Below are 25,975 nucleotides of genomic sequence, written 5' to 3'. Positions count from 1 at the left end.
GCTTCCATGACGTGGCTGGTGCAACCACCGACCGAGGAGCATCCCGCCCTGCGGCTGCGGGCGCTCCTCAAGACCCGGGAGGTCCTGGCCGTTCCCGGCGTGTTCAACGCGTTGGTGGCGCTCCTCGCACAGAAAGCGGGGTTTGAGGTCCTGTACTTCTCCGGGGCCGCCTACAGCGCAAGCCTCGCCCTCCCGGATCTGGGGCTCGTGACCCTGCCCGAGGTGGTGGAGGCGGTCCGGTGGGTGGTGCGGGCCACGCGGCTTCCCGTGATCGTGGACGCGGATGTGGGCTTCGGGGAGGCCCTGAACGTGGTGCGCACGGTCCGGGAGCTGGAGGCCGTGGGCGCGGCCGCGGTGCAGATCGAGGACCAGGTGATGCCCAAGCGGTGCGGCCACCTCGGCGGCAAGGAGGTGATCCCCGCGGAGGCCATGGCGGAGAAGGTCGCGGCCGCGGTTCAGGCGCGCCGGCATGTCCTGGTCGTGGCCCGCACGGACGCCCGGGCCACCCACGGGCTCGCGGAGGTGATCCGACGGGGCCGGCTGTACGCGGAGGCGGGGGCGGATGTCTTCTTCCCGGAAGCCCTCGAAAGCCCCGAGGAGTTCCGGGCGGTGGCGGAGGCGGTGCAGGTGCCGCTCCTCGCCAACATGACGGAGTTCGGCCGCACCCCGCTCCTCCCGGTGGAGACGTTTCGTCGTCTCGGCTACCGCCTCGTGATCTTCCCCGTGACGGCCTTGCGGGTGGCCATGCGGGCGGTGGAGGCGCTGTTCGAGGACCTGCGGGAGAAAGGCAGCCAGGCGGACTGGATCCCCCGCATGCAGACCCGGCAGGCCCTCTACGAGCTCATCCGGTACGAGGAGTATGAGGCCCTGGATCGCAGGCTGGCCGGAGGTGAAGCATGACGGAGATCCCCTACAGTCCCGGACTGGAAGGCGTCATCGCCACCGTCACCCGGATCAGCTACCTCGACACGGACCACGAGAGGATCCTGGTACGGGGCTACGACCTCATCGAGCTGGCGCGGCACCGCACGTACGTGGACGCCGCCTACCTCCTGTTCTACGGGGAACTGCCCACGCCCGAGCAGGCATCGGAATTCGAGCGGAGGCTCTGCGAGGCGGCGGAGGTCCCGGCAGAGGCGTACCAGATGCTGGCCCTCCTGCCCCGCGCCACCTCCGTGATGGACGCCCTGCGCACCGGGATCTCGTTCCTGGCGGGGTACGAGGACCCCGCGGTCCTGGAGGATCCCAGCCCGCAGGCGAACCGCGAAAAAGGTCTGCGCCTGCTGGCGAAAGCCCCCACCCTCGCGGCGAACGCCTACCGGATCCTGAACGGACAGCAGCCCGTGCGACCGGACCGGGAGGCGGGGTTCGTGGGCGGGTTCCTCCGGATGATCCTGGGGGATCAACCGGATCCCACCGCCCTCCGGGTCTTCGACGCCATCCTCACCTGCTACATCGAGCACGAGATGCCGAACTCCACCTTCGCGGCCCGGGTGATCTCCAGCACCCTATCGGACCTCTACGGCGCGGTGACGGGAGCCGCGGCCTCCCTGAAGGGACCCCTCCACGGGGGGGCCAACGAGGCCGCCATGCACATGCTCCTGGAGATCCTGGAACAGGGTGGGGCCGCCCGGGCGGAGGCGTACGTGATGGAGAGGCTGCAGCGGGGGGCACGCATCATGGGGTTCGGGCATCGGGTGTACATGCGGCGCCACGACCCCCGGGCCGTACTGCTCCAGCGGTATCTCCCGCAGCTCGCGGACCGCCGTCCCGAAGGCCGGGAGCTCGCTGCCATCTACCGCGTCGTGGAGGAGGTCATGGCCCGGGAGAAGGGCATCTACCCCAACGTGGACTACCCCATCGGGCTGTTGCTGTACCTCCTGGGAGTTCCCATCCCCCTGTACACGCCCATCTTCCTCTGCGCCCGGATCGCGGGGCTGGTGGCGCACGTCACCGAACAGCACGAGGACAACCGCCTGTTCCGACCCCGGGTGCGGTACGAGGGACCGTCCTATCGCCCGGTCCCGGCGTCCTCGGGCGTCTAGGGCGCCCTCCCCGGAGGCGGCCGCGTGGCGGAGACGGAACGGATCCGGCTTGGGGTGGTCTACGGGGGGAGGAGCGGGGAGCACGAGGTATCCTGTATCTCCGCCCGCAACGTGATCCGGGCCGCGGATCCCGAGCGCTTCTCCGTGGTGGAGATCTTCATCGGCCGGGACGGTTCCTGGTTCGTGGCGGGCCAGCCCGCGGCCCTTCGGTTGGACCGACCCGGACGGGCGGTCTTCCTGGTACCGGGAGGGGAGGTGGTCTGCGACGTCCTGTTCCCGGTTCTGCATGGCCCGTACGGGGAGGACGGCACGGTTCAAGGGCTGTTCGAGCTTCTGAACGTCCCGTACGTGGGCGCAGACGTGCTGGGATCCGCGGTGGGCATGGACAAAGGGGTGCAGAAGACCCTGCTTCGGGCCGCGGGCCTTCCCGTGGTGGACTTCCAGATGTTCCCCGCGAGCCGGTGGCGGAGGGATCCGGAGGGCGTGCGGCGGAAGATCCGGGAGCGGATCGGCTATCCCTGCTTTGTCAAGCCCACCCGGTTGGGCTCCTCCGTGGGCATCCACCGGGTGGAGGCGGAGGAGGAACTCGGGAAGGCGGTGGAGGACGCCCTCCAGTACGACCTCGCGGTGCTGGTGGAGCGGGCAGTCCCGCAGCCCTTGGAGGTGGAGGTGAGCGTGCTCGGGAACGACGACCCCATCGCATCCGTCCCGGGGGAGATCCGGCCGACCCATGCCTTCTACACGTATGAGGCGAAATACCTGGATCCGCACGGCGCGGAGCTGGTGATCCCCGCGGCCCTCCCGCGGGAGCTCGCGGAGCGCGTACGGCTCCTGGCCCTGGAGGCCTACCGGGTCCTCCAGCTGTGCGGGATGGCCCGGGTGGATTTCCTGGTGGAGCGGGGGGGTGCTGCCTACGTGAGCGAGGTGAACACCATCCCCGGCTTCACCCCCATCAGCATGTACCCGAAGCTGTGGGAGGCTTCCGGGATTCCCTACCGGGAGCTCATCTCGCGGCTCGTGGACCTCGCCCTGGAACGGTGGCGGCAGAAAAGCGCACTGCGGACCACCTACGCGGGCGGAGAGATCCTCGCCCGGAAGGAAGGGATGAGATGAGCCGGTTCGTGAAGGCCCACGCGCTGGGCAACGACTACCTCGTGGTGGAATCCCAGGCCCTCCCCTTCCCCCTCACCCCGGAAGCGATCCGACGGATCTGTGACCGGCACCTCGGCGTGGGCTCGGACGGGATGCTGGTCCACGTGGCCAGCCACCGCGCGGACTTCGGGCTGCGCATCTACAACCCAGACGGCAGCGAGGCGGAGAAGAGCGGGAACGGGCTGCGGATCTTCGCGAAATACCTGTACGACCACGGGTTCACCCGGAGCACCCGCTTCACCGTGGAGACGCCCGGGGGGATCGTCACGTGCGAACTGGAAGTGGTGGGCGGCCGGGTCGGGCAGATCACCGTGGACATGGGCGAGGCGAGCTTCTGGAGCCCCCACATCCCCATGGTGGGTCCTCCCCGGGAGGTGGTGGACGAGCCGGTGGAGGTCGAGGGCGAAGCGGTGCGGATCACCGCCCTGACGGTGGGGAACCCGCACTGCGTGGTGTTCGTGGAGGACCTGGAAGGAGTGGACCTCCGGCGGTTGGGGCCGGCCCTCGAGCGGCACCCCGCGTTCCCCCAACGCACGAACGTGCAGTTCGCGCAGGTGGTGGGCCGGGGCGAGGTGCGGATCCGCATCTGGGAGCGGGGAGCCGGGGAGACCCTGGCCTCCGGATCCAGCGCGTGCGCGGTGGCCGCGGCCTGCGTGCGCTGTGGGTTCACAGGGCGGGACGTGACCGTGGAGATGCCGGGGGGAACTCTGCAGATTCACGTGGGGGAGGGTTTCCTCCTGCGGATGACGGGTCCCGCCACGGAGGTTTACCGGGGCGAGTTCTCCCCGGAGTTCGTGGAGGCGCTGCGGTGAGGAATCCCGTTCCGTGGCTCGGAACCATCCGGGGCGTGGTGCTGGACCTGGACGGGGTGGTGTATCGGGGGGAGACGGTGTTGCCGGGAGCCGCGGAGTTCCTGGATCACCTGCGGCGTCTTGGGCTGCCCTTCGTCTTCGCCACCAACAACGCCACGCAGACCCCGGAGCAGTACGCGGAGCGGTTGCGCCGCATGGGGATCTCCGTGGCACCGGACCGGATCGTAACCTCCGCCCAGGTGGCCGCGGAGTACCTGCGGGCCCGGGCCCGGCCGGGGACCCCGGTGTACGCCATCGGTGGGGAGGGCCTGCGGAGCGCGCTCCGGGAGGCGGAGATGGAGCTCTCGGAGGACCCAGAAGCGGCGGCGTTCGTGGTGGTGGGGCTCGATGTGGAGTTCACCTACCCGAAGCTTCGGGCCGCCTGCCGGGCCATCCGGCGGGGAGCGGAGTTCGTCGCCACCAATCGGGACCCCGTGCTCCCCGTGGGGGAGGAACTGTGGCCGGGCGCGGGGGCCCTCGTGGCCGCCATCGAGGTGGCCACGGGCAAAACCCCCGTGGTGGTGGGCAAACCCGAGCGCCCCCTCTTGGAGGCCGCCCTGCGGCGGCTCGGCGTCCCGGCCGCGGAGGCCCTCATGATCGGGGACCAGGTCGGAACGGACATCGCGGGAGGGGTTCGCATGGGCATGCGGACGGTGCTGGTGCTTTCCGGGGTCTCGCGGGAAACCGGGGAGGGAGGAGCGCCCCCGGACCTCGTGGTGCGTGACCTCCCGGACCTCATCGCCCGATGGCCTAAGCCTGAGAGCCCTCCGTGAGCAGAAGGGGAGGTATACGGTGGCCAAGATCCTCTACGTGATCCTCGACGGACTCGGGGACCGCCCCATCCCCGCGCTCGGAAACCGAACCCCGCTGGAGGCGGCCCACACCCCCCACCTGGATGCCCTGGCCGGACAGGGGCAGCAGGGGCTGGTGGTGACCGTGGGAGAAGGAATCGCGCCGGAGTCGGACGTGGCGGTCTTCGCCGTCCTCGGTTACGACCCCCACCGGTACCATGCGGGGCGGGGAGTGCTGGAGGCCCTGGGGTTGGACCTGCCGTTTCGGGACGGGGATCTCGCCCTCCGCGGGAACTTCGCCACCGCAGAGGGGGACCGCATCGTGGACCGGCGGGTGGGGCGGGATCTCACGAGCGCGGAGGCCCGGGCCCTGGCGGAGGCCGTCCAGCAGGAGGTGCGACTTGAGGGTGCCCGCTTCCGGTTCGCGGCGAGCGTCGGGCACCGGTGCGTGCTCGTGCTCTCGGATCCGGAGATCCGGCTTTCCGCGCAGATCAGCAACACGGATCCCGCCTACGCCCGGGTGGGCGGACTCGGGGTTGCCCGGGCGGTGGCAGGGAACACGGTGGAGACCTGCGTGCCCCTCGTGGATGCCCCGCAGGCCCGGCGGGCGGCGGACCTCGTGAACGAGTTCACCCGGCGCAGCCGCACGGTCCTGGAACGCCATCCCGTAAACCAACGGCGCCGGGCAGAGGGGAAACTTCCGGCCAACCTTATCCTGCTCCGGGACGCGAGCGATCACCTCCCGCGGGTGCCCGGGATCGCGGAGCGGTTCGGGGTACGGCTCGGGTGCTTTGTGGAGATGCCCGTGGAGCGGGGCATCGCCCGGGTGCTCGGGATGGGCGAGGTTCCCGTGCCCCCGAGCCACGGGGACCCCACGATCTACACCGCCTGGGCACAGAAGGCCCTCGAGGCCCTGGCGGACTGGGATGGGTTGTACATCCACCTCAAGGGACCGGACGAGCCCGGGCACGACGGGGACTGGGAGGCCAAGCGCGCGGTGATCGAGCGGATCGACGTCCACTTCTTCGGCCCCCTGCGCCCGGCCCTCCACGGGGCGGTGATCGCGGTCACCGCGGACCACGCCACCCCCTGCCCGGTCCGTGCGCACACGGACGACCCCGTGCCGCTCCTGGTGGTGGGTCCTGGGATCCAGCCGGACGGGGCGGGACCCTTTAGCGAACGCAGCGGGAGCCGCGGAGCCCTCGGTCGGCTCCGAGGGACAGACCTCCTCCCGCTCCTCGTGCGCCTGAGCCGGGGGTGAACCTCCCGCGATCCGCATGACCCCTGGTTACCGCACGGCCTGGTGGGCGGCCCGTGTTCTCCTGTGGGGGATTTTCGGCTTCCGCGTGGCGGGCGGAGAGCACTGCCCCCGCACGGGGCCCGTGCTGGTGGCCGCCAACCATCGGTCGTGGCTGGACCCCATCGTGCTGGGGGCCGCGCTTCCCCGGCAGGCCGTCTTCCTCGGGGCGGAGGACCTCCTGGGGGAGCGGGTCAGCGAGGGATTCGTACCGTGGAAGGGGCTTTTGCGGGTGATCGCACCCCTCGTGCGGTGGTTCGGGATGATCCCCGTGCGCCGCACGGAGGTGGAGCCGGGGGCCTACACCGGCGCCGCCCTCCGCGCGGCGCTGCGGGTCCTGCGGGGAGGCGGGGTTCTCGCGGTGTTCGCGGAAGGGGGCGTCAACCGTACCGGGGAGCCCCTCGCGCCCCTGAAACCGGGGGTGGCCCTGCTGGGGGCCCGCGCGGGAGCCCCCATCCTTCCCGCCTGGATCTTCGGGACCGACCGGGCCCTGCCGCTGGGGGAGGTGATCCCCCGTCTGGCCCCCGTGGGAGTCCGGTTCGGGCCACCGCTCCCTCCGCCCGGGGATCCCTCGGCCGCGGAGGTCTCCGCGGCCCTGGAGCGGCTGCGGGAGGCGCTGCTGGGGCTTCACGCGCAGGGCCCCCCGTGACGGCGGGGGGAATTCCGCGGGGGACGCCGAAGATCAGCCTGAGCATGCGCATCGCCATCACGGGGGCTTCCGGACTGCTGGGTACCGCGCTCGCGGAGCGCTTCCGATCCGCGGGGCACGAAGTGGTGCCCCTGAGCCGTAACCCGCGGATCACCGCGGAAGGCGGCATTTTGTGGGACCCCGCCGGGGGGGTGCTCGACGCGGAACGGCTGGAGGGATGCGAGGCGGTGATCAACCTCGCGGGCGCCCGCATCGCACCGGCCCGCTGGACTCCCGCTTACAAGGCCCTGATCTACAGCAGCCGCGTGGAGGCCACCCGGTTCCTCTGTGAGGCTCTGGCACGCCTGGATCGAAAGCCCCGGGTGCTGCTCTCGGCCTCCGCGGTGGGCTACTACGGCAACCGGGACCCGCGCCAGGTGCTGGACGAGGAAAGCCCTCCCGGGGAAGGGTTTCTCGCCCGGGTGTGCGTGGCGTGGGAGGCGGCCACGGAACCCGCCCGGGCGAGCGGGATCCGCACGGTTCTGATGCGCACGGGCACGGTGCTCACCCTGCGGGGAGGGTTCTTGCCGCCTCTCGTGCGGCTCTTCCGATTGGGGCTCGGGGGACAGATGGGAAACGGGCGGCAGGTCCTGAGCTGGATCGCGCTCCAGGACTACGTGCGAGCGGTGGAGTTCCTCCTGGATCACCCGGACCTCGCCGGACCCGTGAACCTCACGGCCCCGCATCCCGTGACCAACGCGGAGTTCACCTCGACCCTGGCCCGGGTCCTGCGCCGGCCTGCGCCCTTCCGGGCGCCCGCTCCTGCCCTCCGGCTGGCCTTCGGCCGGGAGATGGTGGAAGAGGTCCTGCTGGGCGGGCAGCGGGTGGTTCCACGGCGACTTTTGGAGGTCGGCTTCCGGTTCGATCTCCCGGAGCTTGAGGGTGCCCTCCGGGCTGTCCTGGCGGAACGGAGCCACTAGATCGGGAGACCCAGGGACCGAAGCCAGGCGAGGAGGTGGTCCACAAGCCGTGGACCCGGATCCACCCCTGTGGCCTCCGCGATCCGCAGGAGGGCCTCCGGCGCCAGATCTCCCGTAGCGGTCAGGAGCCATCCCCCGCGCGACCAGTGCACCACCGTCCGGGTCCCCGCCCGCTGCACCCACACCGGCCCGCCCGCCCGCTGCACCATGCGGCTTCCAGCAGCCGGACGTGGGATGCTCCCCCGCCGCTGGTGCACCACGAGCACGCTCAGCCCGTCGGAGTACACCCGCTGGACCATCACTTCCCGCCCCGGCACCAGGAGGTCTACCACGTGATGGAACCCGGGGGGAGGGGGGAAGGTGACCGGCCGGACGCCAAGCCGGGCGGCCAGCTCCTCCTCCCGCACCACGTGCGGGACGGGGTCCACGATGAGCCGGGCGCCCCGCGGAACCGAGAGGTTCCGACGCCAGCCGGGTGGCCGGGGCTCAAAGGTCAGAAAGGCGGTGAGGTCTCCCAGATGTCCATCCGGGGTGAACCGCTCGGACCGCAGGAAGACTCCGGTCTCCAGGTCAATCTCGAACCGGGCGCGGGGACGGTCCGTGAACCTCGGGATCAGTTCCAGGCGCAGGGTAGGCCGGCCCAGCGTCCTGCCTGGACTCGCCCGAATCCGGTAGTTTTCCTGGAGCCAGGCGAGGTGGTCCTCCAAGGGGAAGGCTTCCCAGCGGGGGAGGGTGGAGCGCCGGGCGAGGCCACGTCGAGGATCGTAGGTGAACTGGGTGGTCCCCCGCTGAAAGACCACGAACCGCCCCCGGGCCCCCACCGGACGGTACACGAGCCGGGTCCATCCCACAGGATCCCGCTCCACCCGCACCACCAGGGTCCGCACCGGCCCCGTGTCCCGGGTGACGATGAGCTGCCTCCCGGCGTAGGCCGCCCGGGCCCGGGCCCGCAAGAGCTTTTGCAGCTGGTCGGTGGGATCTGCGGCTCCCGCGGGCGCGGTCAGGAGCAGCGCGGCCGCGGTGGCTCCCAGGACGCGGGCTAGCGATCCCACGGCTCCTCCGGGAAGAGATCCGGGAAGGGGACGGCGAGAAAGGCGTTGAGCGCGGCATCCGCGAGAGGGTGCGTGAGGGTGATCCGGGCGTGGTGCTGGAGGTGCGTGGTCCGATCGATGCCCGGGGGGACGAAGGGCCAGGGGAGGTACAGGAGCAGGGCGAGGGCGGAGGCAGCGAGGAGGACCGGGAGGAGGCGGCGGATCCGTGGCGCCGGGGAGGCCTTTCCTTCAAGCCGCCGGAGGGTGCCGGCCAGGGCCCCAGGGCGTGGGTGGGGTTGCGGTACCTGACGGAGGAGGGCCCGTACGGCCAGAAGATCCTCCACCACCTCCCGGCAGGAGGCACAGACCGCGAGGTGGGCCGCGAGCCGGGTTGCCTCTTCCGCAGAGAGGGCTCCGTCCACGTAGGCGCTCAGCAGGTCTTGCGGGTGTCTCATCCCAGCGCACCTCGCCGGAGGGCGTCCACGTACGGCTTCAGCCACTCCCGGAGGGCAAGCCGGCCCCGGTGAAGCCGACTGCGCACGGTCCCCACCGGACACCGCAGCACCTCCGCGGCCTCCTCGTACGAATAGCCCAACAGGTCCACCAGCACAACCGCGCTGCGGTACTCCGGGGAGAGGGCGTTGAGCGCCCGCTGCACCGGGCCGTCCAGGGTGGCCTCCACCAGGGCCTCCGGATCGGACCAGCTCCCCGCCACCAGGCGACCGGCGGGGAGCTGGTCCAGGGAAAACAGGGACCGCCGCCGCGCGCGACGGACGGCGTCCACGAAGGTATGGTAAACGATGCGCAGGAACCACCGGTCAAACCGGGTGCCCGGCTGGAACCGGTGGAAGGACCGAAAGGCTTCCTCCGCCGCTTGCTGGAGGAGTTCCTCCGCCTGATCGGGGTCTCCGCACAGCCGGTAGACGAAGTGGTAGGCGCGGGGCCAGTGCTCCGCGAGGAGTCGGCCGAACTGCGAGGCCGCATCCTCCGACCTCCCCGCATCCTCCACCGCCACCACGCCTTCCGGTGTCATGGCGACTGCAGGATGGTGACCTGGGTCGCCCGGTAGGCCACGCGCTTCCCTGGGCGCAGGATGGTTCCCAGAACCCGTACGGTCTCCCCGGCCTTGAGCGCCTTCGAACTCGTGGCCTTCCCGGCCTGGGTGAACCTGGTGCGGGCGGTGTACTGGATCTGCAACCGGGCGCCCTTCCGGAGGTTGCCCTGCCGCACCTCCGTCACCGAGAGGGAAAACCCGCCCTTTGAAACGCCCATCACCTTCCCCTCCACCTCAAACGAGGCCGGGGATCCCGAAGACGCCTGCTTCACCGGAGGGGCGCTCGTCGCCCCCCACCCTACCGGTGCAAGGGTCAGGGCCAGCAAGGCGCTGACGAGCAGCACGGTCCAGGTCCGCATGGATCTCCCTCCTTTCTGCGGTGTGATTTCACCCTACAAGCGTCTCTCCGCGTCCTGGGGTTCCCAAGTACGTTGGAACCGATCCAGGACTGCGATACGCTTATAAAGGAGGGGTGCGCGATGGGACTCGGGAGCATCGGAACCGGAGAGCTCGTGGTCATCCTCCTGATCGCCCTGCTGATCTTCGGACCTGCGCGTCTGGCGGACATCGGTCACTCGCTCGGCAAGGCCATCCGGGACTTCCGGAGGAGCCTGCAGGAGGAGGACGATCACGGGACCATGTCCGGCTCCAGGTAGAACTCCCCCGTGGCCTCGTCATAGGCAAAGGCTTCCGCATACCGGCCCCAGTCGATGAGCACGCCCAGCTGGCGGCGGGCTTCCTCCCCGCTGAAGTGCCGCTCCAGGAGGTCCAGGAGGAACTCCGCGGAGATGCGGGGCGGCCGTCGTCGTCGCAGGGTCCCCAGGACCTCCTGGGCGGTCCGTACCCGGCTTAGGAGGGCCTTGCGGAACACCTCCTTCTTGCCCTGCACGGAGGCTTCCGCGAGAGCCCTCCCCTCCTCCGTGAGCACGAGAGCCTCCTCCTCGGAACTCAGAAATCCCAGGAGCTCCGCGGCCTCCACCCCGGGGAGGAGGTCTTCGATGTCCATCCGCAGCTCCGCCGCGAGCTCGGGAAGGTCCACCCGGCCATCCGCGTCGTGTACCCGCTCCACGAGCCCCGTGATGAGCCCCACGGGTGCCGGAGGAAGCCGGGGGATGAGGGGGCGGGCGTGTACCAGCCGCCGCTGGCGGTCCCCGGCGAGTAGCTCGTAGATCTCCTCCACCCGCTGTCGGAACTCCGGGGCTTCCCGATCCCGCCAGTGCGGAAGTTCGGGGCGCACCTCTCCGAGGATGCGGGCGGGAGTGGTGCTCAGGACCACCACCCGGTCGCTGAGGAAGACGGCCTCCTCGATGTTGTGGGTAACCAGGGCCATGGCCCGGGTGGGGATGCGGCGCCCGAGCCACAGCTCCAGGAGGTCCGTGCGGAGGTTTTCGGCGGTGAGGGCATCCAGGGCGGAAAACGGCTCGTCCATCAGGAGCACGTCCGGCTCCGCCACCAGGGCCCGGGCAAAGGCTACCCGCTGCCGCATCCCGCCCGACAGCGCCTTGGGATAGGCGGACTCGAACCCATCCAACCCGATGAGGTCGATGGCCGCAAGCGCCCGGCGCCGCCGCTCGGCAGGAGGCACGCCTTGGGCCCGGAGCCCCAGCTCTACGTTCTCCAGCACCGTCATCCACGGAAAAAGGGCAAACGTCTGGAACACCATGGCGATCCCCGGACGGGGACCGCGCACCACCTCCCCCCGGTAGCGCACCTCTCCCTGGGTGGGCGGAAGCAGCCCGGCCATAACCCGCAGCAGGGTGGACTTGCCGCAGCCGCTCGGCCCTACAATGGCCAGGATCTCCATGTCCCGGAGGGCCAGGGAGATCCGGTCCAGCACCACGGCCCGAGTGCCCCCGGGCCGCTCGAAGGCGATGGTGACCTCCCGAGCCTCCAGCAGGACCACGGGTGGGGGGAGTTGGGCAAGGAAGGCTTCGGGATGCTGCACGGGACATCCTCCTCATACGTGGTAGCGGGTCTCAGCAAGATGCGCCAGCCGCCGCCACACCAGCCGGTTCAGCCCCACCACCACCGCGGCCATGGCCACGGTAGAAGCCGCCAGCAGCGGCATATCGCCTTGCGTGGCTGCGGAGGCGATGAGCGCCCCAAGCCCCGTGGTCCGCAGCGTTCGGCCTCCGAAGGTGATGAACTCCGAGACGATGCTGGCGTTCCAGGCTCCGCCCTGCGCCGAAAGCCCGCCAGTGACAAGGTAGGGAAAGAGGGCGGGAAGGAGAACCTTCCGCCACCACAGCCATCCCCGAAGCCGCAGCACCTGAGCGGCCTCGAGGAGGTCCCGGGGAAGAGCCATGGTTCCGGCGATCACGTTGAAGAGAATGTACCACTGGGTGCCGAGCAGCATCAGGGCCACGGAGGCCACCTCTAGCCCTCCACCAAGCCGCAACAACAGGAGCAGCACCACCGGAAACAGCGCGGTGGCCGGTACGGAGGCGGCCATCTGCGCGAGGGGCTGCACGACGCGGGCCACCCGTGGCCGGAGCCCTACGGTCACCCCCACCGGGATGGCCCACGCGCCGGCGAGGAGAAGGGCGATCGCGACCCGCAGGGTGGTGGCCCCGGCACCCAGCGCGATGTTCTGCCACTGCACCGATGGAACGCGGGCGATCAGCTGCGTCAGCAGAACGGCTCCTCCCGCGGCGAGACCGACGATCAGGACGCCTGCGATGGTCCGGGGCAGAGACCTCCGTCGGGACGGAGACCGAGAGAGCACCGTTTGCGATTCTCCGGGAAAGCGCATGGACCGATCCAGCGCTCCCGTAAGGAGCACCCACAGCCGCGCGTGGACCCATCGCACCACGGTGGAGTGCCGGAGGAGGTCCAGAAACCAGGAGCGGGGCGGGAGCAGGTCCTCGGTGAGTTCCAGTTTAAACTTCTGGCTCCACGCCACCAGCGGCCGCCACACCAGCTGATCCAGGGCAACGATGACCGACAACAGGGCGAGGAGTCCCCAACCCACCGCGCGTAGGTCCCCGCGGCTGCTGGCCTCTGCCAAGTAGCTACCGAGCCCGGGGAGGGTAAAGGAACGATGCACCAGGGTAAAGTTCTCGCACGCCATCAGGAAAAACCACCCACCCGCCCAGGACATCATGCTGTTCCACACAAGTCCGATGGCTGCCGCGGGGAGCTCCAGGCGGGTGAATCGCTGCCACCAGGAGAGTCGCAGCATCCGGGCCGCCTCCAAGAGATCCTCGGGAATCGTCAGGAGAGCGTGATAGAAGTGAAAGGTCATGTTCCAGACCATCCCGGTGAAGAGCAAGAGGACGCTGGCAAGTTCCAGGCCGAGGATGCGGCCCGGAAAGAGGGCGATCATGGCCAGGAGGACCGCGGGCAGAAAAGAGAGCACGGGGATGGACTGGAGGATGTCCAGGACGGGGATCAGGATCCGCTCCGCGGCGGGGTTGCGGGCTGCCGCATAGCCCACGATCAGGGTGAAGACCAGGGAGAGGGTGTAGGCGACGGCCATGCGCAGCAGGGAGAGCCCGGCGTATCCCGGAAGGGCCTGGGGACGCAGGTCGAGGGCCGCCGAGGGGGCCACTTGCCGCAGCTCCGCGGGAGCCAGGGCCACGAGCCCCCACAGCAGGCCGGCGCCCAGCACCAGCACCACGAGGTCCGCGAGGCGGGGTCGTGGCAGGCGCAGCAGCCGGAGAACAAGAAGCCAAGACATCCCACCGCTCCGGGCCCGAAAAAGCGGCCTTCAGGAGAGGATCTGCGGCTCCAAGTGCCGCAGGATCCGGAGGATGAGCTCGTTCTGGTGCTCGATGGCCGCGGTCTGGTGCTCCAGGTGCAGGAGGATCGCCTCCACTTCCCGCTCCGCCTTCTGGTTGATCTCGAAGTCTGCCTCTGCCCGCAGCTCCGCGTGACGGCTGAGCAGGTTCTGACCCACCATGATCAGCGGCATCAGGAGGATCTGGATCATGTTGGAGATGAACAGCCACAGCACGAAGGCAGGGGCCGGATCGAACCGCAGGTGCCTGGGCCCTACGGTGTTCCAGAACAGCCATACGACGGTCCACGTGGCGATGAGGAGGAAGAACCCCGGGCTGCCCACCCGGGTGGTGACCATCAGGGCCAGCCGCTCCAACAGGGTGAAGCTCTGCTGGAACTCCTGGTTCACGTCCCGCACGGGGGGATGGACGTGCTTCCAGTGCGGGACGAGTCGGCGAGCTCCGTCCGCAAGCACGTGCTCCACGAGCTCCACCTCATTCTGAAACCGCCGCAGAAAATCTTCCCAGATCATCACGCACCTCCCGCTGTGTGTCTGAAATCTTACCAGCGCGCAGGGCCTGGGCGAATACGCCAACGTACGCGCGGCCGTAAGTGGGCCCGGGACCACGACGGCACGAGCTGGGGGACCCTGCTGGGCGCCTCCGAGGCCCTGGAGAGAACGATCACGGCTCCTGAAGGTCTGGTACACGAACGAGGAGACGGCCTACCGGAGCCGATGCGCCACGCCCCTCCATCGACTCGGCCCCTGAAACCCGGTACACTTCCGTCCGACGGATAGCCCGGGGGAGCGGCCGTCTTCCTCCTCGGGAACCCGCCGGAGGCTGCGAACGATCGAGGCGCTTGAGATGGAACGGTGGAAACACTGCATACTCTTGGGGGCGGCCCTGCTGCTCGCTGCGGCGTGCAGGCCCATGGTGGGCCCGCCGCCTTCCGGAGCCCGGCCCCATTCTTCGGCAGGGAATCTCACGAGCGTCTATCGCGAAACCACGGCCGTACACCTTCGGCCGGATCTCGCTCAACTTCCTCCGAGGGTGTACGTCCCCAACAGTCTCTCGGATACCGTGAGCGTCATCGATCCCCTCCGGTTCCGGGTGATCGCTACGTTCCCGGTAGGCAAAAGCCCTCAGCACGTCGCCCCCGCCTACGACCTGCGCACCCTCTGGGTGAACAACAACGGCGGAGGGAGCCTCACTCCCATCGATCCGCTCACCGGGCGTCCCGGCCACGCCGTGCCCGTGGAAGATCCCTACAACCTGTACTTCACGCCCGACGGGAGGTTTGCGGTGGTCGTGGCGGAGGCCCTGCGCCGCCTGGATTTCCGGGACCCCCACAGCTGGCGCCTCGTGGAAGCCGTCCGGGTGGATTGTCTTGGCCCCAACCATCTGGACTTCTCCGCGGACGGACGGGTCTTCCTCCTCTCCTGCGAGTTCAGCGGGGACCTGCTTCAGGTGGATACGTCCAGCCGCCGTGTGGTGGCCAGGCGGCATGTGGGCGGCATGCCTCAGGACGTGCGGCTCTCGCCGGATGGCCGCCGGTTCTTCGTGGCGGACATGGTTCAGGACGGCCTCCACGTAGTGGAGGCCCAGACCCTGCGGGAGGTGGCGTTCCTGCGGACGGGGAAAGGGGCACATGGGATCACGGTGGGCCGGGACGGACGGCTCCTGTACGTAGCGAACCGAGGATGGCATACGCCGAACGGGGGGCCGCGCGGTCCTGGGAGCGTATCCGTGGTGGATCCGGTGACCCTGCGGGTCCTCACCACCTGGCCCGTTCCCGGGGGTGGCAGCCCCGATATGGGCAACCTTTCCACCGACGGCCGCGAGCTGTGGCTTAGCGGCCGGTACGACCGAGAGGTCTATGTCTTCGACACCCGCACCGGAACGCTTCTCGCCCGCATCCCGGCGGGGGCTGGACCTCACGGCCTCACCTACTGGCCTCAACCTGGCCGCTATTCTCTTGGTCACACGGGGAACATGCGGTAGCGTGGGAGAAGCGTCCGCCCGCTCCCCCTTCACCGCCAGGGCACGCGCCGGAGCTGCACGGGGACCAGGAATCGCACCCGTGGCCGATGTTCGGGTCTCGAGACGCTTTGGGAAGGCTACACCTGGAAGCAGGACCCCACGGATCCGAGGTACAAATGAGTCCAAATGAGCCGGAGCGAATGCGGGAAGGCGCGGCGGTGCGGTGGAGCCGAGGGGACCGGGTCGTGGACTGGATCGTGGCGACGGGGGCCGCGCTGTGGGGCCTACGCCAGGTCCGATCCGCGGCCCTCGTGCTCCTCGCGGGGGTGCTGGTGGCGGTGGTGCTCGCGCCGGTGGCGGACTGGGCCACCCGGTGGAGTGGAGGCCGGCGGGCCGTCGGCGCGCTGTTCGCGGTGGGGGTGCTGGTGGGCGTGGTGCTCGTTGGCGCCCTGTCCCTTGGCCTTCCGCTCGTGCGGGAGACCTCACGCCTCCTGGCGGCGCTCCCCGAGTACCTGCGGCTGGCCGCCCAGGAGTTGGAGCGGCTTGAGGCGGCCTGGTTCCCCTTCCTGGCCTCCGGAGAGGGCGGAACGGCGCGCGTCTTGACTTCCTTTGCCGTGGGCGTGCTCCAGCAATTGGTGGGCCGGTCCGTGGCGGTAGGGGCCCACGCTTACGTGGTGATCGTGGTACCCTTTCTTGCCTTTTACTTCATGAAGGACACGGAGATCCTGCGCGCTTCCGTACTCCGGCGGCTCCCGACTACCTGGCGGGAGCCGGCCCGCCGCGCGGGCGCGGTCGCCGCCTGGGCCCTGCGCCGGTACCTGGGGGGGTTGGTGGTGATCGCCCTCGTGGGGACCGCCCTGCTGTGGATGGGACTGGTGGCGGTGGGAATGCCCAATGCCTTCGGATGGTCCGTGCTCGTGGGTCTGGCGGAGACCGTACCGTACCTGGGCCCTGCCTTTGGCGTGCTGACGTTGGGCAGCGTGGCCCTCATGCGGGGGGTGGGGACCGCGGTGGTGGTCGTGGGGATCCTGCTCGGGATTCGGGCGGTGATCGACGTGATCCTGGCCCCTCTCGTGCTCCGCAACCTCCTTCGGTTGCACCCCGTGGTGATCCTGGGCGCCATCCTGATGGGCGCGGACCTCTTCGGGCTCGCGGGCGTGTTCCTGGCCGCCCCCCTGGCCACCACCATCGCCATGATGCTGCGGGCCTCCGAACACCCCGATGGGGGATCTCCCACAGGGGAAGGAGGTCCCTCCTTCCCCTGAACCCGCGACCCTCTCCTCGAGTTTTTTCAACTTTTTTCGGTTCCCTCCTCGAGGACCTGGAGGAAGGCTTCCACCACCCTGGGATCGAACTGCCTTCCGGCCTGTTCCCGGAGGTAGGCCACGGCCTGCTCGTGGCTCCACGCCCGGCGGTACGGGCGGTCCGAGGTGAGGGCGTCGTACACATCCACCACCGCGAAGATCCGGGCCGCGAGCGGGATCTCCTCCCCCCGCAGTCCCCGCGGATACCCGCTCCCGTCCCACCGCTCGTGGTGGCCGTAGGGGATCTCCAGGGCTGGCCGCAGGTACTCGATGGGGGAGAGGAGTTCGTACGCGTACTCCGGGTGCCGCCGCATCACCGCCCACTCCTCCTCCGTGAGGGGCCCGGGCTTGAGGAGGATGTGGTCGGGGACCGCGATCTTCCCGATGTCGTGCAGGATGGCGCCCCGGCGGAGATGGACGATCTCGTGCTCCGGCACCCCGAGCTTGCGGGCCACCTGCACCGTGAGGTCCGCCACCCGCTGGGTATGGGCGCCCGTCTCCCGCTCCCGCAGCTCCAGGGCCCGGGCCCACCCCTCGATGGTGGCTTCGTACGCCATCCGCAGTTGGAGGTTAGACCGCTCCAGGTCGTCGAACAGCCGGGCGTTGTCCACCGCGATGGCCGCCTGGCCTGCCAGGGCTTCCAGCATCTCCAGCCAGTCCCCGTCCGCCTCCACCTCCGCCCGGTGGTAGGTCTCCAGAACCCCCAGCACCCTTCCCCGGGAGATCATGGGGGCCGCGTAGTACGCCCGGATCCCTTCCTCCTCGAAGATCCGGCGCCGCAGGGGGTCCTCGGGTCCGGGGAGATCCGCAAAGGTGTAGATGCGGCGCTCCAGGGCCGCCCGGCCGGCGTAGCACCGGCCCACCTTCAGCCGGACCCGTTCCAGGAGGGGGGTGCGGAATCCCCGATGGGCCGCGCACTCCAGCTCCAGCGTGTCGGGGCTCAGCAAGAGCACCGCGGCCGCGTCCACCCCCAGCTGGGCGGTGACCTGCTCCAGGAGCACCTGCATGGTGACCCGGGGGTCGAGGCTCGCGGTGATGGCGAGGTCGATGTTGCGCAGGGCCTGCACCTGCCGCAACCTCCGCGCGGTCTCCTCCGCCGCTCGCCGGATCTCCCGGTCCCGTTGCTCCACAGCCTCGGCCATCTCGTCAAAGGCCTGCCCGAGCACCTCCAACTCCCGCAGGGGGCTTACCAGGGCCGCGCGGGCGGAGAGGTCTCCGGCGCTGATCCGGCGGGCCGCCCGCGCCACCGCCTCCACGTGCCGGCCGATCAGCCTCCGGCTCGCTCCCCAGCCCACGGCCAGGGCGAGCGCCACCGCCAGCCCCAACGCCACCAGGTGGTCCCGGAGAGCGGAGCGGGAGAGGGCGTACGCCTCCGAGGTCCGGATGGCCACCACCGCGTACCCCGCCGGCCCTCCCGCAAGCACCGGGGCAAAGGCCGCCAGGCGGAGCACCCCGTCCGGCCCTGTCCCCTCCACGATCCCGGAAAGTTCCCGTGTGAATCGCCCCCGCACGAGGGGAGCCGAGCGGAGGTCCTGTCCTGTCCATGCCCTGGCCTCCCGGGTGCCCGCCAGCACCACCCCTCGTGGGTCCACGAGAAACGCCACGCCGCCCTCGGGCAGGGGCAGACGGTCCAGGAAAGCGTTGAGCCACCGCAGGTCCACGGCCGCGGCGAGGATGCGCTCGAGGCGACCGCGGCCGTCCACCACGGGATACGCGAAGGTGGCGATGGGCCGCCGCATCACCCGCCCCCACACGAAGCGGCCCGGCACGAACCGGCGGGTCCGCGCCGCCGCCCGGAACCACTCCCGGTCCGCGTAGGAGATCGGGCCCGGGGAAGGGCGCGCACTGCACCGGAGGTTCCCGGAGGGGTCTACCACCACGAGGTTTGCGTAGAGGGGGTGTTCCCGGATCAGACTTCCCAGAAGGTCGGAGCACGCCTTGGAATCGTTTCCGGAAAGAGCGGGGACGTGGGCGAGGCCCGCGAGGAGCTGGCGGGTGGTCTCGGCCACGAGCTCCTTCTCATGGGCCACGAACCGGGCCAGCCGCTCCGCCATGCCGCGGACTTCCTGATCAGCAACTCTGCGTGCATGCAGGGCGTGGAGAAGCCCGATGCCTACGGTGGGAAGAGTTGCCAGAAAGACGAGGAGGGTCAGGCGGGACTGGAGCGTGCGGAACACGGGCCTCATGGGAGCGGACAGAAGAGCTCACCCAGAGTCTGTTGGAGAAGCGGGAGCCGTGCCGCTCCGAAGGTACCCCCCCCCGGGGGGGGGGGGGGGGGGGACGCATATACGAGTGCGGGCCGCCTTCGCATCTCCACCGCCTGCGGCGCCACGTCCATCTTCACCCAAGCCCCCCGCGCCATCCCAGCCGCCTCGTCCGGGATATGCAAGAGGCGTGCCACATGATGGGACCGTCCAGCAGGCTGAGCTCCTGTGTGCGCCTCAGGTCCTGCACTCGGTGTTGTACCGCAGGGCCCGTTAGCCCCGGGTATCCACGAACCGGCTCGTACCCCCCATGAGGATTCGGGCCAGCCGTGCCCGGCGGGCTGCGAGGAGGGCGATGATCCCGTGGTTGATCCGAAGGGCCGCTTCCAGGAGCGGCAGGGCTTCCTCCCGCAACCGTGCGCGTTCCCCAAGGTCCGGCGGGGGGAGGGACTCCACGACCCCCATGAGCTCCTGCCGGCGGCGCAGGCACTCCACGAGGCGCCCGGTATCCCCCTGCTCCGCCGCGGTCGCGGCCCCCTCCGTCCAACGGAGGATCTCCCGGTAGGCCTCGCGGTGAGCTTCCATGGGTCAGTGCACCCCTGTCCGGAGTTTGTGCTCCGCCTGAGCCCACGCCTCCCGCAGCTCCCCGAACCACCCCCGCAGACGCTCGAGCTCCACGGGATCCCGGTTGCGCCGGGCCTCGCCCAGCCGTTCGAAAAGGTACCGGTAGAGGCTCAGGAGCCGCTGCGCGAGCTCGTACCGGAGGTCAAGACAGGCCATGAGCTCCAGCACCACCTGCTCCGCCCGAACCACCGCCTGGTGGGCGGCCGCCTCGTCGCCCGAGCGGTAGGCGCGGATGGCCTCGTCCAGAAACCGCAGGGCGCCGTCGTAGAGCATCACCACGAGCTCGCCGGGCGTGGCGGTGGAGGCGTGCGAAGCTTTGTAGGCGAGCGCGGCGGACCTCATCGGTTGCTTCCTCCCAGATTTCGGATCTGTTGAGCGAGCCAGTCTCCCTGGCTGCGCAGCTGGCCCAGGGCCTTTTCGAGCTCCGTGAACATCCGTACGAGCTGCTCCCGCTTGCGCTCCACCCGGTCCTCCCACCGCGTGATCTGCTGGTCGTAGCCGCGGATGCGGCTGTTCAGGGCGTCGATGGCCAGCCACACGGGCCCGTTCACCTTGGTCAGGTTGTCCGCCACATCCCGCAGCCTGCCGCCCGCGGCCTCCAGGACCCGCCGGGCTTCGGACAGCCGGCCCTGCAGGGCGTCGGCGAGCTTCGACTCGTCCAGGGTGAGCTTCCCGTCCCTTCCCATCCGCACCCCGAGGTCGCTCAGGCGCTTGAGGGCCTGGCCGGTGACCTCGGTGCGCAGGACCGCGTCCGGGAGCTCGGCTTGGATCCGCTGGAGGGTCCCGTCGCCCTGCAGGGCCCCGCGCTGCTTCGTCTCCGGGTTGTACCGCCCGTACTGGGCGAGGCTGTCGGCCACGTCGTTGTAGGCGGCCACGAAGTCCCGCACCGCTTTCTTCACGGCCTCCAGGTCCTGCTCCACGGTCACGGTGACCGTGCCGGTAGCCGCCAGGGCGAGGGTGACCCCGGGCAGCAGGTCCGTGACCACGTTCGAAGGCCTGTGCACGACCACGGCTCCCGCACCGCTGCCCAGCACCACCTCCGCGTCCTGGGCCGGGCTCAGCTCGTGGGGGAAGCTCAGGACCTCGCTTCCGCCCACCAGCCCGCTCGTGTCCACGGAGATGGCACCCGCCGCCCCGGACGTGCGGGAGGTGAGCACGAGCCTGTAGCCGCCGTCCACCTGCATCACCGCCGCGTACACGCCGGCGCCGGAGGCGTTGAGGGCCGCGGCGATCCCGCTCAGGGAGTTCTGACCGTCCGCGATGGCCACGTCCGTGGAAACCCCGTTCACCGTGATGGTGACCGTCCCTGTCCCGAACACCTGAGCGTCCTTGTCCGCATACGTGTCGGTGCTGAGCTGGTGGGTGGATACGAGGTGGTTGACCGTCAGGGTGTACGTCCCGGGGACCGCGCCGACCGCGGCGGAGGCCACGGCCACCTTCGGGTCGCTCGTGGTGGCCTTCGCGGCCTGGTAGGTCGAAGACAGGGCCAGGGCCCCGGCCCGCTCTTCCAGGGTCGTCAGCTTCGTGTTGAGCGTCCGCCAGGCGGAAAGCCTCAGGTTGGCCTCGCTCTTGCGGGCCTCCAGCTTCTGGATCGGCGCCCGCTCGATCTCCAGGAGCTTGTTGATGACCTCCGTGGTGTTCAGGCCCGAGATCAGGCCGTCGATGCTGAAGGTGGACACGCCCCCTGCCTCCTACACCCGCACATCAAAGCCGCCGGACCCCAGCAGGAACTCCACCACTTGACTTGGGGGGATGGTCCGGATGGTCTCCCCGGTGCGCGTGTCGTAGATGCGCACCAGCACCCGGCCCGTGCGGTCGTCCACGATGAACTGTGCGGCCACGTCCAGGGCCGAAGGCGGCGCCTTCGATCGCCCGCTTTCCTGCCCGTTCCCACCCTGGACCTTTCGCTCCTCCGTGGGTTTCGGCTCCGGCCGCTCGGGTTTCCTCGGGCTTCCCGGACCCGGCGGAGGGACCTGCATCCTCACCACCTCCCCGCCCGGGGGCGGGGCCTACCCGGCCCCGCCCCCGAACCCTCCGCGCTACCGCAGCAGCTGCAGGACCACCTGCGGCGCGGCGTTCGCCTGCGCCAGCATGGCGGTGCCGGCCTGCAGCAGGATCTGGTTGCGGGTGAACTGCACCATCTCCTGCGCCATGTCCACGTCCCGGATCCGCGACTCCGCCGCGCTCATGTTCTCCTGCGCCACGCCCAGGCTCGCCACGGTGTGCTCCAGCCGGTTCTGGGCCGCTCCGTACTTCCCCCGCTGCGTGGACACCGTGTTCACGGCCGCGTCCAGAGCCGTCACCAGCGCCTGTGCGTTGGCCACGCTCTGGGTCGTGTTGAAGTTGTCCAACGCGGTGGTCAACCCGAGGGCCGCCACGTCCACCTTCGCGAACGACACGCTGATGGAGTCGCCTGCCGCCGGCCCCACCTGGAAGTTGGCGCTCCCCGACCCTGCGGCCGTCGTGATGGTGTCGTTCGCCGTGTTGGTCAGCGCCGTCACCAAGTTGGCTCCCGTAATCCCGCCGCTTGAGGCCACCGTGATCTTCACGCCCAGCTGGCTGAAGTCCAGGACCTGACTCCCACCCGCGCTGATTCCACTCACGGTGATGGTCTGCGCGACCCCATCCGCCCGGGTCAGGGTGAGGGAGGTGCCGCTGCCCGTCAGCGTGTAGGTGGTTCCAGGCCTGGCCGCACTCACGTCCACTTTGGTCACAAACGCGGACTCCGTGCCGCCCGTGATCGCTAGGTTGTCCCGAAGTTCGCTGGAGGCGTTCAGGGATGTGACCAGGGAGCCGTCCAGCAGCTTCTTGCCGTTGAAGGTGGTCCGGCTACTGACGTTATCGATCTCCGCACGTAGCTGCTGGATCTCCTGGTTGATGGCGGCCCGGTCCTCGTTCGAGAGGGTGTCGTTGGCGGCCTGCAGTGCCAGCTCCCGCATGCGCTGGAGCATGGCGTGGACCTCGTTCAAGGCTCCTTCCGCGGTCTGGATCATGGAGATGCCGTCCTGGGCGTTCCGGATGGCCTGCGCGAGCCCCCGCACCTGGGCCCGCAGCTTCTCCGAGATGGCGAGCCCTGCTGCGTCGTCCGCGGCGCGGTTGATGCGGAAGCCGCTGCTGAGCCTCTCCAGCGACTTGCTCAACGCGTTGTCCGTGGCCACCAGGTTCCGGTGGGCGTTGAGCGCGGCGATGTTCTGATTGATCCTGAGTCCCATGACCTCGTTCCTCCTTGAACTGGGTTTTCCGGGCCTCCCTGCCCGGAGTTTTTGGGTGCCGGCTCAACGGACGGCGGGCCGGCGCCGCCCTTTCGGGTCTTCCTCCTCCACCGTCTCCCCTGCTCTCACCCGCCTTTCCTTCCGCGTCTCCACCTACGGGTATCGGCGGGTGAGGGAGAACCTTAAGGGTCGGGGGCCGCAGCTCGTAGGGCCGTGCGCAGGGCCTCTGGTGCAGTCTGCGCGGCCTCGCGGTTTTCGAGCTGGATCTCCCGGTACACTTCCTCCCGGTGCACGGGGATCCAGCGGGGCGCCTGGATGCCCAACCTCACCTGCCCCCCCTCGATGCCCAGCACCCGGACCTCCACCTCCGCTCCGATGCGGACGGCCTCGTTCAGCTTCCGGGTGAGCACGAGCACAGGACGCCTCAGCCGAGAGGAATGGGCTCGCGCACCGAGTACGAGGCGTGCGCCAGGATCTTCTGGCGGCCGATCCGGGAGGCGGCGTTGATCAGGAGAGGAGCCGCGAGGTTTGCGGTGGCCTGGAGGGGATCTGTGCGCACGGTGATCACCACCAGCACCGCCACCTCCCGGGGATCCGAGACTCCGAGGGTCTCCACGTCTTCCTCCTCCAGGGGGACCTCGTAGTCCACGAAGAGACGGAAGGGATCGGTCACGGGCAACGCCACCTCCGGATCGTCCACCGCCTGCAGCCACAGGAAGGCGCTCCCCTCCTCCCCCAGGAGCACGAACCGCCGACAGTGCGGAAAGCCCGGGATCCCTTCCGGGAAGCGGATCACCCGGTCCTCCGCGACCTCCTGCAGTCCCCAGTGGCGGGTCCGGATCTCCACGACTACCTCAGGAAGTCCACGAGGGAGGGCTGGATCAAGCGCGCACCCGCGGCCAGGGCCGCCCGGTAGACGTTCTCCTCCGTCTGCAACCGAACCACCACCTCCGCGATGTCCACGTCCTCCCGCACGCTCAGCAGTTCTCGCAGCCCGACTTCCAGCTCCTCCATGCGCGACTGCACCACCTCTACCCGGTTCGCCCGGGCACCCAGCTCCGCCAGGGCCGCGAGGAGCTGATCCAGGGCGCCGTCGAGCCCTGAGAGCGTGGCCCGCACCGCATCGTGTTCTCCGGACTCCAGGGCGCTCTGCAGGGCCTCCGCCGCGGAGAGGGCCTGCGAGAAGGCGAGGTCTCCCGGCACCGTGGCCTCGATCTCGATCCCCCGATCCACCTCCCGGCGGACCCGGTCGCTGTTCCCCAGGTAATTCCCGCCCGCGTCGAAGGGCGGCTGGGTGGTGCGGGTGCCGCCGAAGAGGTACTTCCCGGCCACCTGCGTGTTGCCCAACGCCACGAGCTCCTCCCGGAGCTCTCTGACCTCTTTGGCGAGGGCCTGCATGTCCGGGGCCGACAGGGTACCGTTCGCGCCCTGGATCGCGAGCTCCCGGAGCCGGTGCACTCCCTGGACCGCGTCCTGAAGGGCCCGCTGGCCCGCATCGAGGAGGGTCTTGGTGTCCTGGAGGTTGCGGCCGTACTGCTGCACCGCGTTGAGGGCATCCCGCATGCCCAGGACGGGTGGGAGGTTGGGGGGGTCGTCGGAGGGGCGGTGCATGCGCTTGCCGGTGGCGAGCTGCTCCTGAAGCTTCAGGAGCCGCTCCAGGTCCGCGTTCAGGTTGCGCAAAAAGTTCAGGGTGAGGCTATGGAGCGTGACCCGCATCAGCCGCCCACCATCCCCAGCAGGGTCCGGATCATCTCGTCCACGGTCCGCACCATGCGGGCCGCGGCCTCATATGCGTGCTGGTAGCGCAGCATGTTGGTCATCTCCTCATCCAGGGAGACGCCGCTCGTGGCCTCGCGCCGCAGCCGCAGCTGGTCCGTCAGCAGGTCCCGGTAGGCCACCTGGCGGTCCGATTCCTGGGCCCGCACGCCCACTTCCGTCACCAGCATCCGGTAAAGCCCGTCGAGGTCCTCGCTGCCCCGCAGCTGCGCGATCCGGAGGGCGACCCCGCCGTTGCCAGGTTCGCCGTCCCCGGTCCAGGTGCTGGCGGCCGCGATTCTCCGGGGATCCTCCCGGATGGCATCCGCCACCCGGATGGTGCCGGCGTCGGAGCCCTCGAAGAAGGGCCCTCCGGGGAGACCGTCCAGGTCAAACCCGTCGTCGTGCAGGTCGTTCACCCGCTCGATGAGGTTACGGGCCAACTGATCGAGCCGTTCGCGGAGCGTCCCGATGTCCCCGTCCCTCGCCTGCAGCACCGCAGCCAGGGTCCCGCGGCGGACCGCCAGCGCCTCCCCGTCCGGCCACCGGAACCCGTGCACCCCGCCGGGCGGCGGAGGCTCGATTCCGATCTCCGTGGCCCGGCCACCGGGCCCCACGAGCTCCCGCCCCTGCAGGTACACCAGGAGCTCTCCGGTCTCCGTCTCCGTGTAGGTGACGTCCACGAGCTCCTCCAATTCCGCCAGGAGCTGGTCCCGGTGGTCCCGCAGGTCCAGGGCCCGCTGGCCGGAAAGTTCCAGACGGCTGATCTGGGTGTTGAGGTTCGCGAGCTCCCGGCCGATCTGGTTTACGCGTTGGACGTGGCCCGTGGCCACCGCGTCCAGATGCTGGCGGAGTTCCACGAGGCGCTGCGCGGACTGCCGCAGGGCATCCGCCAGCATCTGGGCCTGCTGCGCGAGGGAGGTGCGGGCCGCGAGCGACTCCGGATTCAGGCTCACCTCCTGCCACGCGTTCCAGAACCGGCTCAGAAGCTCTCCGAGGCCGCTGTCGGAAGGCTCCGGGAAGATCGCTTCCACTTGAGACCAGAAGTCCGCCCGGGCCTTCCATTCCGCGGAGCTCTGCTGGGCCCCGCGCAGCTGCCGGTCCAAGAACGCATCCCGGGCCTGCCGGAGGGCCGCCACCCGGACCCCGCCTCCCACCAGGAGGGTGGCCCCGAATCGGGACAGGCCACCGGGAGGCGGCTGGCTACTCAGCACGACCTCCTGCCGCGTGTAGCCCGGGGTGTTCACGTTGGCGATGTTGTGGCCGGTGACGTCCATGGCCTGCTGCTGGGCCGCAAGGGCCCGCCGCAGCAGCTCCAGGGTGGCAAAGGACGTCACGGACCCCT

28 protein-coding genes are annotated in these 25,975 nt (G+C 69.9%); 11 read left to right on the top strand and 17 right to left on the bottom strand.

Annotated elements, in window-relative coordinates:
* The first annotated feature begins 6 nt into the window (after positions 1-6).
* From prpB to QN206_01935, 8 genes are read left to right on the top strand one after another with little or no spacing between them, the layout of a single operon-like run.
* Positions 7-900, top strand: coding sequence for a methylisocitrate lyase (gene prpB, locus QN206_01970; protein MDR7613576.1), 894 nt, complete (start codon positions 7-9; stop codon positions 898-900).
* Complete coding sequence (locus QN206_01965; protein MDR7613575.1) at positions 897-2,045, top strand: citrate/2-methylcitrate synthase; 1,149 nt, start codon at positions 897-899, stop codon at positions 2,043-2,045. The genes prpB and QN206_01965 overlap by 4 nt, the downstream gene beginning before the upstream one ends.
* Positions 2,046-2,069: 24 nt before the next feature.
* A complete protein-coding gene (locus QN206_01960; GenBank protein ID MDR7613574.1) occupies positions 2,070-3,158 on the top strand; it encodes a D-alanine--D-alanine ligase family protein in 1,089 nt (362 codons plus the stop codon).
* Positions 3,155-4,009 carry a diaminopimelate epimerase gene (dapF, locus tag QN206_01955; protein ID MDR7613573.1) on the top strand — a complete coding sequence of 285 codons (855 nt, stop codon included), beginning with the start codon at positions 3,155-3,157 and terminating at the stop codon, positions 4,007-4,009. The genes QN206_01960 and dapF overlap by 4 nt, the downstream gene beginning before the upstream one ends.
* Positions 4,006-4,821 (top strand): HAD-IIA family hydrolase, encoded by an 816-nt coding sequence (locus QN206_01950; GenBank protein ID MDR7613572.1) that lies wholly within the window; start codon positions 4,006-4,008, stop codon positions 4,819-4,821. The genes dapF and QN206_01950 overlap by 4 nt, the downstream gene beginning before the upstream one ends.
* A gap of 19 nt (positions 4,822-4,840) precedes the next feature.
* Positions 4,841-6,100, top strand: coding sequence for an alkaline phosphatase family protein (locus QN206_01945; protein ID MDR7613571.1), 1,260 nt, complete (start codon positions 4,841-4,843; stop codon positions 6,098-6,100).
* 16 nt (positions 6,101-6,116) lie between these two features.
* The gene (locus QN206_01940; protein MDR7613570.1) at positions 6,117-6,785 is read left to right on the top strand and encodes a lysophospholipid acyltransferase family protein; all 669 of its coding nucleotides are present in this window, start codon (positions 6,117-6,119) and stop codon (positions 6,783-6,785) included.
* Positions 6,782-7,744 carry a TIGR01777 family oxidoreductase gene (locus QN206_01935; protein MDR7613569.1) on the top strand — a complete coding sequence of 321 codons (963 nt, stop codon included), beginning with the start codon at positions 6,782-6,784 and terminating at the stop codon, positions 7,742-7,744. The genes QN206_01940 and QN206_01935 overlap by 4 nt, the downstream gene beginning before the upstream one ends.
* On the opposite strand, the gene QN206_01930 is transcribed toward QN206_01935, so the two are convergent.
* From QN206_01930 to QN206_01915, 4 genes are read right to left on the bottom strand one after another with little or no spacing between them, the layout of a single operon-like run.
* Entirely contained in the window at positions 7,741-8,796 is a 1,056-nt protein-coding gene (locus QN206_01930; GenBank protein MDR7613568.1) for a hypothetical protein, read from the bottom strand. The genes QN206_01935 and QN206_01930 overlap by 4 nt on opposite strands.
* The gene (locus QN206_01925; protein ID MDR7613567.1) at positions 8,784-9,230 is read right to left on the bottom strand and encodes a zf-HC2 domain-containing protein; all 447 of its coding nucleotides are present in this window, start codon (positions 9,228-9,230) and stop codon (positions 8,784-8,786) included. The genes QN206_01930 and QN206_01925 overlap by 13 nt, the downstream gene beginning before the upstream one ends.
* A complete protein-coding gene (locus tag QN206_01920; GenBank protein ID MDR7613566.1) occupies positions 9,227-9,790 on the bottom strand; it encodes a sigma-70 family RNA polymerase sigma factor in 564 nt (187 codons plus the stop codon). The genes QN206_01925 and QN206_01920 overlap by 4 nt, the downstream gene beginning before the upstream one ends.
* A gap of 14 nt (positions 9,791-9,804) precedes the next feature.
* On the bottom strand, positions 9,805-10,188 hold the full coding sequence (locus QN206_01915; GenBank protein ID MDR7613565.1) for a hypothetical protein: 384 nt from the start codon (positions 10,186-10,188) through the stop codon (positions 9,805-9,807).
* A 120-nt stretch (positions 10,189-10,308) separates the two neighbouring features.
* Here QN206_01915 and tatA point away from each other — a divergent pair, with 120 nt between their 5' ends.
* A complete protein-coding gene (gene tatA, locus QN206_01910; protein MDR7613564.1) occupies positions 10,309-10,485 on the top strand; it encodes a twin-arginine translocase TatA/TatE family subunit in 177 nt (58 codons plus the stop codon).
* Here the strand turns inward: tatA and QN206_01905 are convergent.
* From QN206_01905 to QN206_01895, 3 genes are read right to left on the bottom strand one after another with little or no spacing between them, the layout of a single operon-like run.
* Positions 10,458-11,774 (bottom strand): nitrate/sulfonate/bicarbonate ABC transporter ATP-binding protein, encoded by a 1,317-nt coding sequence (locus QN206_01905; protein MDR7613563.1) that lies wholly within the window; start codon positions 11,772-11,774, stop codon positions 10,458-10,460. The genes tatA and QN206_01905 overlap by 28 nt on opposite strands.
* Positions 11,775-11,786: 12 nt before the next feature.
* The gene (locus tag QN206_01900; protein MDR7613562.1) at positions 11,787-13,508 is read right to left on the bottom strand and encodes an ABC transporter permease subunit; all 1,722 of its coding nucleotides are present in this window, start codon (positions 13,506-13,508) and stop codon (positions 11,787-11,789) included.
* A 30-nt stretch (positions 13,509-13,538) separates the two neighbouring features.
* Entirely contained in the window at positions 13,539-14,081 is a 543-nt protein-coding gene (locus QN206_01895) for a DUF1003 domain-containing protein (GenBank protein ID MDR7613561.1), read from the bottom strand.
* A gap of 334 nt (positions 14,082-14,415) precedes the next feature.
* Between QN206_01895 and QN206_01890 the strand changes: the two genes are divergently transcribed.
* Entirely contained in the window at positions 14,416-15,552 is a 1,137-nt protein-coding gene (locus QN206_01890) for a YncE family protein (protein MDR7613560.1), read from the top strand.
* A gap of 179 nt (positions 15,553-15,731) precedes the next feature.
* On the top strand, positions 15,732-16,796 hold the full coding sequence (locus QN206_01885) for an AI-2E family transporter (GenBank protein ID MDR7613559.1): 1,065 nt from the start codon (positions 15,732-15,734) through the stop codon (positions 16,794-16,796).
* Between the two features lie 26 nt (positions 16,797-16,822).
* Here QN206_01885 and QN206_01880 read toward each other — a convergent pair whose 3' ends face one another.
* From QN206_01880 to flgK, 10 genes are all read right to left on the bottom strand, one after another.
* Positions 16,823-18,889, bottom strand: coding sequence for an HD domain-containing phosphohydrolase (locus QN206_01880; protein ID MDR7613558.1), 2,067 nt, complete (start codon positions 18,887-18,889; stop codon positions 16,823-16,825).
* A 423-nt stretch (positions 18,890-19,312) separates the two neighbouring features.
* Complete coding sequence (locus QN206_01875) at positions 19,313-19,624, bottom strand: hypothetical protein (GenBank protein MDR7613557.1); 312 nt, start codon at positions 19,622-19,624, stop codon at positions 19,313-19,315.
* 3 nt (positions 19,625-19,627) lie between these two features.
* A complete protein-coding gene (fliS, locus tag QN206_01870; protein MDR7613556.1) occupies positions 19,628-20,005 on the bottom strand; it encodes a flagellar export chaperone FliS in 378 nt (125 codons plus the stop codon).
* The gene (gene fliD / locus QN206_01865; GenBank protein ID MDR7613555.1) at positions 20,002-21,342 is read right to left on the bottom strand and encodes a flagellar filament capping protein FliD; all 1,341 of its coding nucleotides are present in this window, start codon (positions 21,340-21,342) and stop codon (positions 20,002-20,004) included. Before fliD ends, fliS begins: the two co-directional genes overlap by 4 nt.
* A gap of 12 nt (positions 21,343-21,354) precedes the next feature.
* On the bottom strand, positions 21,355-21,642 hold the full coding sequence (locus QN206_01860) for a flagellar protein FlaG (GenBank protein MDR7613554.1): 288 nt from the start codon (positions 21,640-21,642) through the stop codon (positions 21,355-21,357).
* 60 nt (positions 21,643-21,702) lie between these two features.
* Positions 21,703-22,875: a flagellin gene (locus QN206_01855; protein MDR7613553.1), complete on the bottom strand. Its 1,173-nt coding sequence runs from the start codon at positions 22,873-22,875 to the stop codon at positions 21,703-21,705.
* Positions 22,876-23,057: 182 nt separating this feature from the next.
* Positions 23,058-23,291: a carbon storage regulator CsrA gene (csrA, locus tag QN206_01850; GenBank protein MDR7613552.1), complete on the bottom strand. Its 234-nt coding sequence runs from the start codon at positions 23,289-23,291 to the stop codon at positions 23,058-23,060.
* 8 nt (positions 23,292-23,299) lie between these two features.
* Positions 23,300-23,722, bottom strand: coding sequence for a flagellar assembly protein FliW (gene fliW / locus QN206_01845; protein ID MDR7613551.1), 423 nt, complete (start codon positions 23,720-23,722; stop codon positions 23,300-23,302).
* A gap of 2 nt (positions 23,723-23,724) precedes the next feature.
* Positions 23,725-24,591, bottom strand: coding sequence for a flagellar hook-associated protein FlgL (gene flgL, locus QN206_01840; GenBank protein MDR7613550.1), 867 nt, complete (start codon positions 24,589-24,591; stop codon positions 23,725-23,727).
* On the bottom strand, positions 24,591-25,967 hold the full coding sequence (gene flgK, locus QN206_01835; protein MDR7613549.1) for a flagellar hook-associated protein FlgK: 1,377 nt from the start codon (positions 25,965-25,967) through the stop codon (positions 24,591-24,593). The genes flgL and flgK overlap by 1 nt, the downstream gene beginning before the upstream one ends.
* Positions 25,968-25,975: the final 8 nt, after the last annotated feature.

The sequence above is a fragment of the Armatimonadota bacterium genome (assembly GCA_031460175.1).
Taxonomy (GTDB): domain Bacteria; phylum Sysuimicrobiota; class Sysuimicrobiia; order Sysuimicrobiales; family Sysuimicrobiaceae; genus Sysuimicrobium; species Sysuimicrobium tengchongense.
The sequence above is the reverse complement of the archived record's forward strand: the minus strand, read 5'-3'. Positions and strand labels throughout refer to the sequence as shown.